The 13411-nt window shown below is 45.2% G+C and carries 14 protein-coding genes; 7 read left to right on the top strand and 7 right to left on the bottom strand.

Going from position 1 to position 13411, the window contains the following annotated elements:
• The first annotated feature begins 282 nt into the window (after positions 1 to 282).
• From ATB78_RS08445 to phaC, 4 genes are all read left to right on the top strand, one after another.
• Complete coding sequence (locus ATB78_RS08445; protein WP_061008380.1) at positions 283 to 1023, top strand: SDR family oxidoreductase; 741 nt, start codon at positions 283 to 285, stop codon at positions 1021 to 1023.
• 11 nt (positions 1024 to 1034) lie between these two features.
• Complete coding sequence (locus tag ATB78_RS08450; protein ID WP_061008381.1) at positions 1035 to 2243, top strand: acetyl-CoA C-acetyltransferase; 1209 nt, start codon at positions 1035 to 1037, stop codon at positions 2241 to 2243.
• A gap of 44 nt (positions 2244 to 2287) precedes the next feature.
• Positions 2288 to 2635, top strand: a complete 348-nt coding sequence (locus ATB78_RS08455) for a phasin family protein (RefSeq protein ID WP_005435289.1) — start codon at positions 2288 to 2290, stop codon at positions 2633 to 2635.
• Between the two features lie 66 nt (positions 2636 to 2701).
• On the top strand, positions 2702 to 4477 hold the full coding sequence (gene phaC, locus ATB78_RS08460; RefSeq protein ID WP_009704754.1) for a class I poly(R)-hydroxyalkanoic acid synthase: 1776 nt from the start codon (positions 2702 to 2704) through the stop codon (positions 4475 to 4477).
• Positions 4478 to 4767: 290 nt separating this feature from the next.
• Here phaC and ATB78_RS28275 read toward each other — a convergent pair whose 3' ends face one another.
• From ATB78_RS28275 to napF, 6 genes are all read right to left on the bottom strand, one after another.
• A complete protein-coding gene (locus ATB78_RS28275) occupies positions 4768 to 4902 on the bottom strand; it encodes a TIGR02808 family protein (protein ID WP_009704753.1) in 135 nt (44 codons plus the stop codon).
• Positions 4903 to 4917: 15 nt separating this feature from the next.
• Positions 4918 to 5496 (bottom strand): NapC/NirT family cytochrome c, encoded by a 579-nt coding sequence (locus ATB78_RS08465; RefSeq protein ID WP_005435291.1) that lies wholly within the window; start codon positions 5494 to 5496, stop codon positions 4918 to 4920.
• A 28-nt stretch (positions 5497 to 5524) separates the two neighbouring features.
• Positions 5525 to 5980 carry a nitrate reductase cytochrome c-type subunit gene (locus ATB78_RS08470; protein ID WP_033005082.1) on the bottom strand — a complete coding sequence of 152 codons (456 nt, stop codon included), beginning with the start codon at positions 5978 to 5980 and terminating at the stop codon, positions 5525 to 5527.
• Between the two features lie 76 nt (positions 5981 to 6056).
• On the bottom strand, positions 6057 to 8546 hold the full coding sequence (gene napA / locus ATB78_RS08475) for a periplasmic nitrate reductase subunit alpha (RefSeq protein WP_009704751.1): 2490 nt from the start codon (positions 8544 to 8546) through the stop codon (positions 6057 to 6059).
• On the bottom strand, positions 8543 to 8851 hold the full coding sequence (locus ATB78_RS08480; protein WP_005433349.1) for a chaperone NapD: 309 nt from the start codon (positions 8849 to 8851) through the stop codon (positions 8543 to 8545). The genes napA and ATB78_RS08480 overlap by 4 nt, the downstream gene beginning before the upstream one ends.
• Positions 8852 to 8894: 43 nt before the next feature.
• Positions 8895 to 9380: a ferredoxin-type protein NapF gene (gene napF, locus ATB78_RS08485; protein ID WP_009704750.1), complete on the bottom strand. Its 486-nt coding sequence runs from the start codon at positions 9378 to 9380 to the stop codon at positions 8895 to 8897.
• Between the two features lie 246 nt (positions 9381 to 9626).
• Here napF and narQ point away from each other — a divergent pair, with 246 nt between their 5' ends.
• Together narQ and ATB78_RS08495 are read left to right on the top strand one after the other, a co-directional pair.
• On the top strand, positions 9627 to 11363 hold the full coding sequence (gene narQ, locus ATB78_RS08490; RefSeq protein ID WP_009704749.1) for a nitrate/nitrite two-component system sensor histidine kinase NarQ: 1737 nt from the start codon (positions 9627 to 9629) through the stop codon (positions 11361 to 11363).
• The gene (locus ATB78_RS08495) at positions 11350 to 11982 is read left to right on the top strand and encodes a response regulator (RefSeq protein WP_240537375.1); all 633 of its coding nucleotides are present in this window, start codon (positions 11350 to 11352) and stop codon (positions 11980 to 11982) included. The genes narQ and ATB78_RS08495 overlap by 14 nt, the downstream gene beginning before the upstream one ends.
• Before the next feature lie 58 nt (positions 11983 to 12040).
• Here ATB78_RS08495 and ATB78_RS08500 read toward each other — a convergent pair whose 3' ends face one another.
• Positions 12041 to 12214, bottom strand: a complete 174-nt coding sequence (locus tag ATB78_RS08500) for a hypothetical protein (protein ID WP_009704747.1) — start codon at positions 12212 to 12214, stop codon at positions 12041 to 12043.
• 263 nt (positions 12215 to 12477) lie between these two features.
• Between ATB78_RS08500 and ATB78_RS08505 the strand changes: the two genes are divergently transcribed.
• Positions 12478 to 13338, top strand: coding sequence for a DUF6279 family lipoprotein (locus ATB78_RS08505; protein ID WP_061008383.1), 861 nt, complete (start codon positions 12478 to 12480; stop codon positions 13336 to 13338).
• Positions 13339 to 13411: the final 73 nt, after the last annotated feature.

Genomic DNA, 13411 nt, shown 5'->3' on the forward strand with positions numbered 1-13411 from the left:
TTTTTTAAATTTAATAATGACATTGTAGTTAAGGTTTTTTCTTTTAAAACATGAGCTTATGTCAAGTTAACGTTTTTATAACATTTCATTGTGAGTGAGATCTAAATCAATCTTATGCAAATGAATGAGTTTTTTATTTGAAATGTAATATTTCTAGGTTAACTTAAAATAAAAGGCAGCAGAGGATTTGTTGCCACAAGAATAAATTAACACGTCAGTTGGCGATACATTTCGCCAGTGTCTTAATTCGCTTTTTTAATGCCGTTAAGAATGGAGTCTTCAATGAAGAAAGTCGCTTTGATCACTGGATCAAAAGGCGGAATTGGTTCTGCTATTTCCTCTCAATTAGTGAATGATGGTTATCGAGTAATAGCTACTTATTATACTGGTAATTATGAATGTGCTTTGGAATGGTTTAATGAAAAAGGGTTTACGAAAGATCAGGTACGCCTTTTTGAATTGGATGTAACCAACACAGCGCAATGTGCTGAAAAATTAGCACTTTTGCTTGAGGAAGAAGGAACCGTTGATGTCGTGGTCAACAATGCAGGTATCACACGTGATGGCGTGTTTAAAAAGATGACTGCACAAGCTTGGAACGATGTAATCAACACCAACCTCAACAGCTTATTCAATGTCACACAGCCTTTATTCGCAACGATGTGCGAAAAGGGTGGTGGTCGTATCATTAACATCTCTTCTGTAAATGGCCTTAAAGGCCAGTTCGGTCAAGCAAACTACTCAGCGGCTAAGGCTGGCATGATTGGTTTCTCTAAAGCATTGGCATACGAAGGTGCTCGTTCTGGCGTAACCGTTAACGTGATTGCTCCGGGATACACAGGCACGCCAATGGTTGAACAGATGAAGCCGGAAGTGCTTGAGTCTATTACTAACCAAATTCCAATGAAGCGTTTAGCTACGCCTGAAGAAATTGCAGCATCAGTAAGCTTCTTAGTGAGTGATGCCGGCGCGTACATCACTGGCGAGACATTGTCAGTGAATGGCGGTCTATACATGAGCTAAGGAGTGAGATGATGGAAAAAGTATTTATCGTTGCAGCGAAACGCACACCTATCGGTGCGTTTGGCGGAAGCTTAAAAAACACATCAGCAGGCGATCTAGCTGCAGTTGCGATCAAAGGTGCTCTTGAGGCCGCATCGCTATCTGGCGATAAAGTTGATGAGGTGATCGTTGGTAACGTGATTGCCGCAGGGCAAGGCATGGGTGTTGGGCGTCAAGCGGCATTGTTTGCTGGCATTCCAGAGTCAGTCCCTGCATACGGCGTCAACATGGTTTGTGGCAGTGGTATGAAAGCCGTCATGGATGGCGTTTCTCATATTCGCAGTGGCGATGCAGAAATCGTTGTGGCTGCAGGTGTAGAAGTGATGTCACAAATCCCATTCATTGTGCCTAGCGTCGTACGTGATGGTAATAAGATGGGCAACATGGAGCTGAAAGATCTCCTCATTGCTGACGGTTTGACCGACGTTTACAACCAGTACCATATGGGCGTAACTGCAGAAAATGTGGCTAAGGAAGTGGGCTTATCGCGTCAACAACAAGACGAATATGCACTTTCAAGCCAGCAGAAAGCCGTGGCTGCGATTGAAGCGGGTAAGTTCAAAGATGAAATTGTCCCAGTAGAAGTCAAACAGCGCCGCGAAACTGTGGTATTTGACACAGATGAATACCCAAAAGCGAACGCGACGCTAGAAGGTTTGAGCAAGTTACGTCCTGCGTTTGACCGTGAAGGTACAGTAACCGCAGGTAACGCTTCAGGTATCAACGACGGTGCAAGTGCCATCATTTTAGCGTCAGAAAGCGCGGTTCAAGCGCATGGTCTGACGCCAATTGCTGAAGTGGTGAGCTACGCTCAATCCGGTTTGGATCCTAAGATTATGGGTCTTGGTCCTGTGGAATCAGTGAACAAGGCGCTGCAAAAAGCCGAGCTGAAAACCAGCGACATTGATGTTTATGAACTGAATGAAGCCTTTGCTGCACAAGCATTAGGTGTGATTCATAAACTGGCAGAAACCAACCAAGTACCAGTGAGCTCAATTCAAGATAAAGCCAACTTTAATGGTGGTGCTATCGCATTGGGCCACCCACTCGGTGCATCGGGTAACCGCATTCTGGTTACGCTAGTACACGAACTTCACAAACAAGACGGTCAGTACGGTGTTGCTTCACTTTGTGTAGGCGGCGGTATGGGCACGGCTGTGGTTGTAAAAGCAGTTAAGTAGTTATTTAAACGGACATTTTTAATTCTTTCTCTAGGAGATAAACCATGTACACTGATTTCTTCAAAACTTTTAGCGATCAAACTGAAAAGAATCTAGAACCATACTTGAAGTTCAACAAGCTAGTGACAAAGAACGTGGAAGTTCTTACAGAGCTTCAACTGAACGCAATCCGCACTTACAGTGAAGTTGGCCTAAACCAAATGAAAGCAGCGTCTGAAATCAAAGACGTGACTTCTCTAACGGCTTTCAACAGCCAACAGCTAGCTGTTCTTACTAAGCTTTCTCAGCAAATGATGGACGACAGCAACAAGCTGCAATCTATAGCGAAAGAATTCAAAGAAGATGTTGAGCAAATGACTTCGGAAAACCTTAAGACTGTTACTCCTGCGTAATAAGTCCGCTTATCGCCGCCCGAGATCTTGGGCGGCGTTGTTTTTTCCGAATACAGGAGTAAGACTATGTTTCAACACTTCTTTTCGGACTATCTTGTAAAGCTTCAGGAAACCAATCATCAGTGGTGGCATGATTTCGAAGTGAACAAGGCAGTCGTGAATTCTCCTTTGAATAAGGCCATGCAAGAAGTGAACTTCGAAGATACTGCCAAACTGTTCGAGCAAGCGGCAAACCAGCCAGCGGCGATTTTAAAGTTGCAAGCCGAATGGTGGGAGCAACAGCTTCAAATATGGCAGAACGTGGCACTGGCGGGTAACCAAACACAAATCATCGAAGCCGAGAAGGGCGACAAGCGTTTCTCAAACGATGCTTGGCAACAAGAAGCCATGTACAGCTTCATCAAACAATCCTACTTATTGTTCAGCAAGACATACCTCGACACGCTCGATTCTATCGAAGGTCTTGATGAGAAGACGAAAGAACGTATTACTTTCTTTTCTCGCCAAGCTATCAATGCACTCTCTCCATCAAACTTCATTGCTACTAATCCAGAACTGCTTAAACTCACTCTTGAGCAAAATGGTGAAAACCTGCTGACGGGGCTGGAAAAGCTTAAGGAAGATGTTGAGTCGAGTGCCGATATTCTCAAAGTGCGCATGACCAACAATAATGCCTTCCGCGTGGGGGATGATGTTGCGACAACGCCGGGTGACGTGGTTTTCCAAAACGAACTGTTTGAGTTGATTCAATATCGTCCTTTGACAGAAAAAGTGAATGCAACGCCACTGCTGATCGTCCCGCCGTTTATCAATAAATACTACATCCTTGACCTAACGGCGAAGAACTCAATGGTTCGATGGTTGCTAGAGCAAGGTCACAGCGTATTTATGATGTCTTGGCGCAATCCGGGTAAAGAGCAAGCTCACGTCGAGTTTGGCGATTACGTAACGGAAGGCGTGGCGAAAGCGGTCACAGCGATTGAAGATATTACTGGCCAAGAGCAGATCAACGCAGCGGGTTATTGCATCGGTGGTACGGTTCTGGCGAGCACGGTCGCTTACTATGCGGCGAAGCGTATGAAGAAGCGCATTAAGTCTGCAACCTTCTTTACCACGCTACTGGACTTCTCTCAGCCGGGCGAAGTCGGGGCGTACATCAACGATACCATCATCAGTGCAATTGAAACGCAAAACAACGCGAAAGGTTACATGGATGGTCGATCTCTTAGCGTGACGTTCAGTTTGCTGCGTGAAAACAGCTTATATTGGAACTACTACGTTGATAACTACCTCAAAGGCAACAGCCCTGTAGACTTCGATCTTCTGTACTGGAACAGCGACAGCACAAATGTGAGTGCAGCTTCCCACAACTTCTTATTGCGTGAACTCTATCTAGAGAACAAGCTCGTTCAAGACAAGGGAGTGAAGATCGGTGGCGTCTGGATCGACCTGAATAAGATTAAGATCCCGAGCTACTTTGTATCGACCAAAGAAGACCATATCGCATTGTGGCAAGGAACCTATCGTGGTGCACTCAATACTGGCGGCAACAAGACCTTTGTGTTGGGCGAGTCTGGCCACATCGCGGGTATCGTTAACCATCCAGCTAAAAACAAGTATGGCTACTGGTTAAACGACAACCTTGATGACTCTGCTGATGAATGGTTTAACAACGCTAATCATCAGGAAGGTTCTTGGTGGACGCATTGGCATCAATGGCTGTTGCAATTCAACCCAGAAGAGCAAGTTGAGCCGTTCCCAGTGGGGTCAGAGCAAAACCCAGTAATTGAAGACGCTCCGGGTCAGTACGTAAGACAAGTATTGCCAATCAAAGAGTCCTAATCTGCTCCTCACAGCAGTCTCACTTGGCGGCCTAACACGGGTCGCCTTTTTTGTTTTTGGCGTACCTCAAGGAAGCCGAGGAGGCTTAGTGAGGGAGTGAAGGAGTGAAGCACGGAAGCTTGAGTTGTGGTAATGAGAGTTTGAGTCGGTGGGAGGGGATTGAAAACAAAACTTCTTAGCTCGTTTTCAGCGCAATTGAATTGCCAGAACCACAAAGAAAAAACGCCAAGCAAATGCTTGGCGTTTTCCGTCAACAAAATAGGCAAAAATGTCGACTGATTCGAGGCAGATTAAACCTCTTTATCCTTACCTAGTGAGAGTAGCCATAGAGAGACTGCTGCTACTCCGACAAAGCCGGAAAGAATAATGACTGGCATTGCACTGTACCCAAGGAAATGCCAGATAAAGGATTCAAGATTACTCATTGTCTTTGTTTCTCCTTATTGCCAGCCTTCAACGCCGTGCATGTCAGGCAGTTTGTGTGCGATACCTTTGTGACAGTCTACACACGTTTTCTCGCCTGAAGCCAGAGCGGTTGAGTGTTGTTCAGCTGCACGTTTACCCTGTTGAGAGTAATCCATGAAGTCGAACTCGTGACAGTTACGACACTCAAGTGAGTCGTTTTTCTTCATTCGTGCCCATTCGCGTTCTGCTAAGTGCTCACGACGTGCTTGGAATTTCTCCGGCGTGTCGATCGTCTTCGTTACGAAGTGCGCAAACAGCTCTTTAGATGCCTGAACTTTACGAACGATTTTATCAGTCCATTCGTGTGGTACGTGACAGTCTGAACAGATTGCACGAACACCAGAGCGGTTCGAGTAGTGAATCGTTTCTTGAATTTCAGCAACGATTGGAGCGTGACAGCCAGAACAGAACTCTTCTGTGTTGGTCGCTTCCATACCCGTGTTGAACGCGCCCCAAAATAGAAGACCACCAGTAAAGCCTAAGAATAAAACGATACCAGCGGCAGCTTTACTCGGGCTCGACAGTCTCTTCCAAAACGCTTTAAGTATTTTCATAAGTAACCTCTTAGTACTCGCGTTTCAATTACTGAAGCGAATCGACTGCCTTAAACTCGTTTTCCACTAGTGGGGTAGCACTTGTTTGTGGAACGTGACATTGCAAACAGAAGTAACGACGTGGCGACATATCTGCCAGTACCGCGTCTTCACGGTTAACGTAGTGCGTTACACTGATTTTGGTAGCGCCTGCGTCTTTAGCATTTTTCCAGCTGTGACATGCTAGACATTTGTTTGCGTTCAAAGACACTTCGTAGTTACGGATGCTATGTGGGATCAGTGGCGGCTGATATACAAAGCTGTCTGCAACGATTTGGTCTTTTGGAAAGTCTTTGAAATCATCTGCAGGACGCGTGTCTTCAAGTTGTGCAGTACCACGTAGCGAGTCTAGACCGCCTGTGCCGCCTGGATTGTCCAGCTCAGCTTGTGCAACGCCTGTCAACAAAGCACCTACAGATAAAAGTGCGATAAGGTATTTTTTCATCATTTCATCTCCGCCTTATGGCTTAAATTCTTTTTAGGCCGCCGAGTAGACGGCCATTGCATTCGTTATTTGACGGTTAAGCGACTTTGGTGATTTTGACTGGACACTTCTTAAAGTCTGTCTGTTTTGACAGTGGGTCAGTCGCATCAAGGATCAACTTGTTAATCAAAATACGGGCATCAAAGAACGGTACGAATACCAAGCCTTCAGGTGGACGGTTACGGCCGCGAGTTTCAACGCGAACGCGTACTTCACCACGTTTGTTTGCAATCAGAACTTCTTCACCGCGACGAACGTTACGTTTCTTCGCATCCGCAGGGTGCATGTAAACCACCGCGTCAGGAACCGCTTTGTAAAGCTCTGGTACACGACGAGTCATAGTACCTGTGTGCCAGTGCTCAAGAACACGGCCAGTACATAGCCATAGGTCAAACTCTTCGTTTGGCACCTCTGGTGGCGCTTCGTATGGTGCAGAGATGATCTTCGCTTTACCATCAGCATTGCCGTAGAAGTCCCAACCTGAACCAGCTTTCGCGTACGGGTCAGAGCCTTCTTTAAAGCGCCATTGTGTTTCTTTGCCATCAACAACCGGCCAACGTAGACCACGTACTGTGTGGTAAACATCGTATGGTGCTAAGTCATGACCGTGACCACGACCAAACGTCGCGTACTCTTCGAACAGACCTTTCTGTACGTAGTAGCCGAAGTGGTGAGCGTCATCGTTCATCTCACGCGCTTCTTCGATAGGGAACTTGTCGACTTGACCGTTCTTGAACAGCATGTCGTACATGGTCTTACCGCGGTATTCTGGTGCTTTTGCAAGTAGCTCTTCTGGCCACACTTCTTCCATCTTGAAGCGTTTTGCAAATTCCATTACCTGCCATAGGTCAGACTTCGCATCGCCGATGGTCTCAACTTGTTGGTACCAAGCCTGAGTACGACGCTCTGCGTTACCGTAAGCACCTTCTTTCTCGATCCACATTGCGGTAGGAAGGATAAGGTCAGCGGCTTGCGCTGTTGCTGTTGGGTATGGGTCAGATACAACGATGAAGTTTTCTGGGTTACGGTAACCAGGAAGACGTTCAGTGTTGATGTTCGGACCTGCTTGCATGTTGTTGTTACACTGAACCCAGTAACAGTTCAGAACGCCGTCATGCAACATACGGTCTTGAAGTACTGCGTGGAACCCAGGTTTTGGTGGAATAGTACCTTCAGGTAGTTTCCAGATGTCTTCTGCGATCTTACGGTGTTTAGGGTTAGCAACCACCATGTCTGCTGGTAGACGGTGAGCAAACGTACCAACCTCACGAGCCGTACCACACGCTGATGGCTGACCTGTTAGTGAGAATGGGCTGTTACCCGGAGTCGCAATCTTACCGGTTAGTAGGTGGATGTTGTAAACCAAGTTGTTCATCCATACACCACGAGTATGTTGGTTCATACCCATCGTCCATAGAGACATTACTTTCGTGTTTGGATCCGCGTATTGCTTCGCAAGCTCAATCAGTTTTTCTTTCTCTACACCAGAGATTTCAGATGCTTTCTCTACTGTGTATGGTGCAACTGATTTCTTGTACTCTTCGAAAGAGATAGAAGTTAGCTTGCCAGAGTTCGGATTCTTCGCTGCTTTTTGTAGCGGATCATCGTCACGCAGACCATAACCGATGTCAGTATCTGCTTGAGTGAAGTTCGTGTGCTTGTTCACGAAGTCCCAGTTTACTGCATCGTTTTCGATGATGTAGTTTGCGATGAAGTTAGCAATCGCAAGGTCAGACTGAGGATTGAAAATGTAGCCGTGGTCTGCCAACTCAAATGAACGGTGGTAGTAAGTAGAAAGCACGTTCACTTTAACGTGAGGGTGGCTCAGGCGACGGTCAGTAATACGAGTCCAAAGAACTGGGTGCATTTCTGCCATGTTTGAACCCCAAAGAACGAAGGCATCTGCGTTCTCGAAGTCATCGTAACAACCCATTGGCTCATCGATACCAAATGCACGCATGAAGCCTACTACTGCAGACGCCATACAGTGACGCGCGTTCGGGTCGATGTTGTTAGAACGGAAACCCGCTTTCATCATTTTAGCGGCAGCGTAACCTTCCATTACGGTCCATTGACCAGAACCAAACATACCGATGCTTGTTGGGCCTTTCTTCTCTAGAGAAGCTTTCCATTTCTCAGCCATGATGTCGAAAGCTGCGTCCCAAGATACAGGAGTGAAGTCGCCGTCTTTGTTGTACTTGCCATCTTTCATTCGAAGAAGCGGCTGAGTCAGACGGTCTTGACCGTACATGATCTTAGAAAGGAAGTAACCTTTGATACAGTTTAGGCCTTTGTTTACTGGTGCTTCAGGGTCACCCTGAGTTGCTACCACTTTGCCGTTTTGTGTACCAACAAGAACAGAACAGCCTGTACCACAGAAACGACAAGGCGCTTTGTCCCATGTGATTTTAGTTTGATCAGAGCTTGCAATCAGATTGGTTGCAGAAGCCGGTAGTGTAATACCTGCGACAGCAGCAGCTGATGCAGCCGCGTTTGCTTTCACAAACGCACGTCTTGTCATTTTCATACTTCACCCTCGATTTGGGAATGTTGTGTTCCAGTGTCTTTTTCTTCCGTTTCTTCAAGCCCAGTTTCGATTTGGTGATAAACCAGTACTGTGCTCAAGACATTCGGTAAATTATTAATCGCATCGATAGTGTCGGTGATGAAACCTTGGTTCTCAGTTTCTAGCACCACCACGATTTTGCCTTCCGGGCTGTCACCGTAGATTTCCGCGTTTTCGTACGCTTCAATCTGGGTTTTGACCTCAGCCAGATGTTCAGGCAGAACATGGACTACCAGACTCGAAATGTGCACTTCGTTTAGTGACATACATCTCTCTCGTTTTATCGCCTTTCGCGCCGACCACTAACGGCTAGGCTGTTATATTGCTCACATTGATGGATGAAGTAGGGCACACTGAAACACAGGCGCCGCAGCCGTTACACTCATCAAGGTCTAAATTTGGTTGTGCTACTTTGCCAAGTTCTAACTTGAACTGGATTGCCATCGGGTCGCACATGTCCCCACAGCTTCGGCATTCGACATTTTGTTTTGCTAAACAGCTTTCGTTGATGCTTGCTTTTGCGTGCCATGGTTGTTCAGCTTCTGCTAAGAATAGCGGCTCTGGGCAAGCTTCAGCGCACTGGTAACAAAACGTGCATTCATCAATCGAAAAATCGACCGCAGGAAATCCGCCGTCGCTTTTAGTTATAATCTTAGTTTCACAAGCCTCGATGCATTTACCGCAGCGAGTGCAATCGTCTGTGAATTGAGTCGGCTTAGCTAACCAAGGAAGACGTACCGAATTATCTGGCTGCGCTTTACGTGCAAAAAGTCTTCTTCTAGAAAGGTCTACCACTTAGTCACCTCGGAAATTGAAACCCAAACTAAGCATAGTCCACAATTTCATTAATAAACTGTCATTTAAGTACACGAAATTGTAGTTTTTGACATATATCTATAAATACCTCTTAGGGGGTAATTAGGACGCAATATTGTTTTGGATCAATAAATTCCGTCGCAGGTGATCACATATTGATAAAGTTGAAAGATAATACGTGTTGTATAAAGACAAACATGGTTATCAAATGAGCGGAGTTCAGAGTTGTTTAAAAATGTGAAAAAGTCAGTAACGCGCACGATTGCGTCTGCCATGATGTTGATTTTGCTTCTTTCTGTCGCAACCACTGGCTTTGCTATTTTCACTCTCGCGTCGAGCTTAAATGATGCAGAGGCCGTCAACGTTTCTGGCTCTATGCGAATGCAGAGCTATCGCTTAGCCCATGATATTCAAAGCGAATCTGTCGATTATTCTTCACATATTGATTTATTTGAGCAGTCCATTTATTCCCACTCGATGCTCGCACTGCAGCATTGGTCGGTGCCAGAAGATATTACAAAAGATTACTATCGACTGATTCTTCGCTGGCACGAGCTGAAAACCGTATTAAAGAGCCAAGACAGAGATCAGTATTTGGTGTTAGTGGCTGGTTTTGTTCAACAAATTGATGGTTTCGTGTTTAAGCTACAGAACTATTCTGAACAAAAACTGATTAACTTAGCGTGGATTGGTGGATTAGGGCTTGGCGGAATCTTGTGCGTGAGCATGTTTGTTGTGCACTTTGTGAGGCTAGAAGTCGTAAGACCATTACGCGCATTAGTGTTTGCCAGTGAGCAGATCCAGAACCGTTCTTTTGACGTTTCACTGAATGTATCGAGTGACAATGAAATGGGCATTTTAACTCGAACTTTCAATCGGATGGCGACTGATTTAGGGAAGCTATATCGAGGGTTAGAGCTGGCGGTGGATGAGAAAACACGCAAGCTTCAACATGCAAACCAAACACTCCAAGTGCTGTATGATTCATCAAAAGAGTTGACCGCTTCTCGTATTCATCAAGAGAATTTCCAAGCGATTTTACAACATATTGCAAGTTTGGAAGGAATTCGTGCTGTTAAGCTCGAAATTGATCAAATTGGGGAACCAAATTGGATTCTTACGGAAGGGGAAGAATGCCGTCATGAGTGTGACAGTGAATGTCACAGTAAGCCGCTTACTTTAGATGGCGAGCATCTTGGCTTCTTGCATTGGAAAGTAGGACTACCTTGCCCAAATGAGTCCCTTATTGATAACTTTGTTCAAATCTTATCTCGTGCGGTATATTACAACCGAGCGCAACGACAAGCCGAGCAATTATTGCTGATGGAAGAGCGTGCCACCATTGCTCGCGAGCTTCATGATTCATTGGCTCAAGCCTTGTCTTATCTGAAGATTCAAGTGTCGCTCTTGAAACGCAGTGTGAAGAACATCCCTGATGAGAAAGCGATCGCGCAAACTAATCAAGTGATTGCTGAATTAGATACCGGGCTTTCAGCGGCCTACACCCAGTTACGTGAATTGCTGACTACATTCCGTCTCACGATAAAAGAGGGCAGTTTTGGTCAGGCACTTCAAGAGATGGTTTCGACGCTAGACGATCAAACGGCGGCTGAAATCTCTCTCAATAACAAGCTCTCTTCAACAGAATTAGATGCGCACCAACAAGTACATCTACTACAGTTGATCAGAGAAGCGACAATTAATGCGATCAAGCACGCTCAAGCTAAAAATATTGATATTCAATGTCTTGATTCTGAAGGGACAGTCACAGTGACGGTCACCGATGATGGTATAGGCTTTGAGCAACAAGATGAAAAATTAAATCATTACGGTATGAGCATCATGCAAGAGCGTGCAGCAAGGTTGCACGCCGACCTCAGAATAGAGGCAGCGAAGAATAGTGGCTGTATCGTAAGACTAGAATTCCAACATAGTAAGGAAGTAAACATTGACAGTGTGTAAAGTAATGCTGGTGGATGATCACCCACTCATGAGACGTGGTATTCATCAGCTTCTCAGTTTCGAGCCAGAGTTTGAAGTGGTTGCAGAGGCGAGCAGCGGCGCAGGTGCGGTTGCTAAAGCTCACGAACTAGAACTGGATTTGGTACTTCTTGATCTGAACATGAAGGGCATGTCGGGCCTGGATACGCTGAAAGCGCTGCGCGCAGACGGTTGTGAAGCGCGTATCGTTATCCTAACGGTATCGGATAGCCCTGCGGACATCGAAGCGATCGTGCGAAGTGGTGCTGATGGTTACTTGTTGAAAGATACCGAGCCAGATGAGTTGGTTGAATTGCTAAAACAAGCACACGAGGGTGACAAGGCATACAGCCAAGCCGTGGCTAAGTACCTGAACGAACGTGAAGGGCAAGAAGACGTGTTTGACACGCTTACTGACCGAGAAACGCAGATCTTGCAAGAGGTCGCACGTGGCTTCCGTAATAAGCAAATTGCAGATCGTCTGTTTATCTCTGAGTCAACGGTGAAAGTGCACATGAAGAGCTTGTTGAAAAAGCTCAAAGTGCCTTCTCGCACCGCCGCGACTGTGCTTTATCTAGAGCGTTTTGGCGAAATCAAATAACCGCCTAAAGCTAAACGCATCTTAAGCAGAAAAAAACCGCCAATCACTGGCGGTTTTTTCATTTGTCTGGGCGAATCGAATACAAATCACTGTTATGCTTGCCGCACTCCAAGTAGTAATGATGTGCCGCGTTTTTATCTTCCGCGACGACTCTCATACTGTGCATTTTCCCCTGTTCAAAGTAACGAATCTCGTACTCTACACTCGTATCAAGTTGCTCAGCAGCAGCCATGCTACGCCTCCATAAACTATCCTGATGTTATTGATGCAAATTATATGCCATATAAGGAACGCCGTTTCGTTCAAGTTTTGGTCGATAATTGCGCACTAACTCACTTTTTTGCGGATAGTTGTGATAAAAAAGTTAATTTCAAACTCTATATACTACATGAGTGGCAATGTCACTTTGCCGTACTGACGAAAGTTTGCCGCAATAATAAGTGATTAAGATTGAGTATAGAACTGAATCAATGGAAAAGGGAATATGGATCGGTGATGAAATTAAAAAGTTTATCTAATAACGCGGTTCGATACGGATGTATTTTGATATCTATTCTGGTACTCGCTGGCTGCGCGAAAAAGTTCTTATACAGCAATATTGATTGGGTCGTGATTGAATATTTGGATGACTACGTCTCATTAGATGGTGAGCAAGAAGCTCTGTTGGAAGAACGTATCTTATTATTGGCGGATTGGCATAAAGAAGAGGAATTACCCTTATATATCGATCACTTAAAACAATTAGAGTCACTGAATAAAGACAGTGTGACACTTGAGTCATTGCAAGCTAACCGAGATCAAATGCGAGACCATTACCAACGTCTTGTCTCGAAAGCCGCGCCAGACCTGTTCTCGTTGAGTATGCAGTTAGACAGTAAGCAAGAATCGGAGTTCGTCGATAGCGTAAAAGAGCGTTACAAAGAACGAGATGAAAAATATGCAGGGAAAACGGAACAAGAGCTGAGAGAAATTGTCTTAGAGAATACAGAAGAGTGGATGGAAGAATGGTTAGGTAAATTATCTAACAAGCAAAAAGCACGTGCCAAACAGCTTTCTCAAGATGTGATAATTAATAGCTCATTATGGCGTGATTATCGATCCTCTATAATTCAGGAATTAGAGTATCTTTTCGAAAATAAAAACAATAGCGTGGTTTACCAGCAGGTATTCATGCAGCTCCTGTTTGAGCCGGAAAGTTATTATAGTGATCAACTGACCAAGAATATTGATCATAATATCGCTCTAACGGATCAATTCACCCTAGATATTTCTCAAACAATGAGTGATAAACAGTGGCGACATTTCCACGGAAAAATCCGTGAATGGCGTGAACTTGCTGAAGACTTATTGAATTAATTCTCGATAAAACAATCCCTTAATGTGAGTGCTGATGTGGCGTGTCAGCACTTTCTGATGAAAAACTGATTCA

Origin of the sequence: Vibrio sp. CUB2, from assembly GCF_001557945.1 — a bacterium.
In the GTDB taxonomy this organism is placed as follows: domain Bacteria; phylum Pseudomonadota; class Gammaproteobacteria; order Enterobacterales; family Vibrionaceae; genus Vibrio; species Vibrio owensii.

Excerpts from the sequence above, each read along its gene's own strand:
- ATB78_RS08470 (WP_033005082.1), bottom strand. The coding sequence starts at position 5,980 with ATGAAAAAATACCTTATCGCACTTTTATCTGTAGGTGCTTTGTTGACA.
- ATB78_RS28275 (WP_009704753.1), bottom strand. The coding sequence starts at position 4,902 with ATGAGTAATCTTGAATCCTTTATCTGGCATTTCCTTGGGTACAGTGCA.
- ATB78_RS08465 (WP_005435291.1), bottom strand. The coding sequence starts at position 5,496 with ATGAAAATACTTAAAGCGTTTTGGAAGAGACTGTCGAGCCCGAGTAAA.
- ATB78_RS08500 (WP_009704747.1), bottom strand. The coding sequence starts at position 12,214 with ATGGCTGCTGCTGAGCAACTTGATACGAGTGTAGAGTACGAGATTCGT.
- phaC (WP_009704754.1), top strand. The coding sequence starts at position 2,702 with ATGTTTCAACACTTCTTTTCGGACTATCTTGTAAAGCTTCAGGAAACC.
- ATB78_RS08505 (WP_061008383.1), top strand. The coding sequence starts at position 12,478 with ATGAAATTAAAAAGTTTATCTAATAACGCGGTTCGATACGGATGTATT.
- ATB78_RS08455 (WP_005435289.1), top strand. The coding sequence starts at position 2,288 with ATGTACACTGATTTCTTCAAAACTTTTAGCGATCAAACTGAAAAGAAT.
- napA (WP_009704751.1), bottom strand. The coding sequence starts at position 8,546 with ATGAAAATGACAAGACGTGCGTTTGTGAAAGCAAACGCGGCTGCATCA.
- ATB78_RS08480 (WP_005433349.1), bottom strand. The coding sequence starts at position 8,851 with ATGTCACTAAACGAAGTGCACATTTCGAGTCTGGTAGTCCATGTTCTG.
- ATB78_RS08445 (WP_061008380.1), top strand. The coding sequence starts at position 283 with ATGAAGAAAGTCGCTTTGATCACTGGATCAAAAGGCGGAATTGGTTCT.
- ATB78_RS08450 (WP_061008381.1), top strand. The coding sequence starts at position 1,035 with ATGGAAAAAGTATTTATCGTTGCAGCGAAACGCACACCTATCGGTGCG.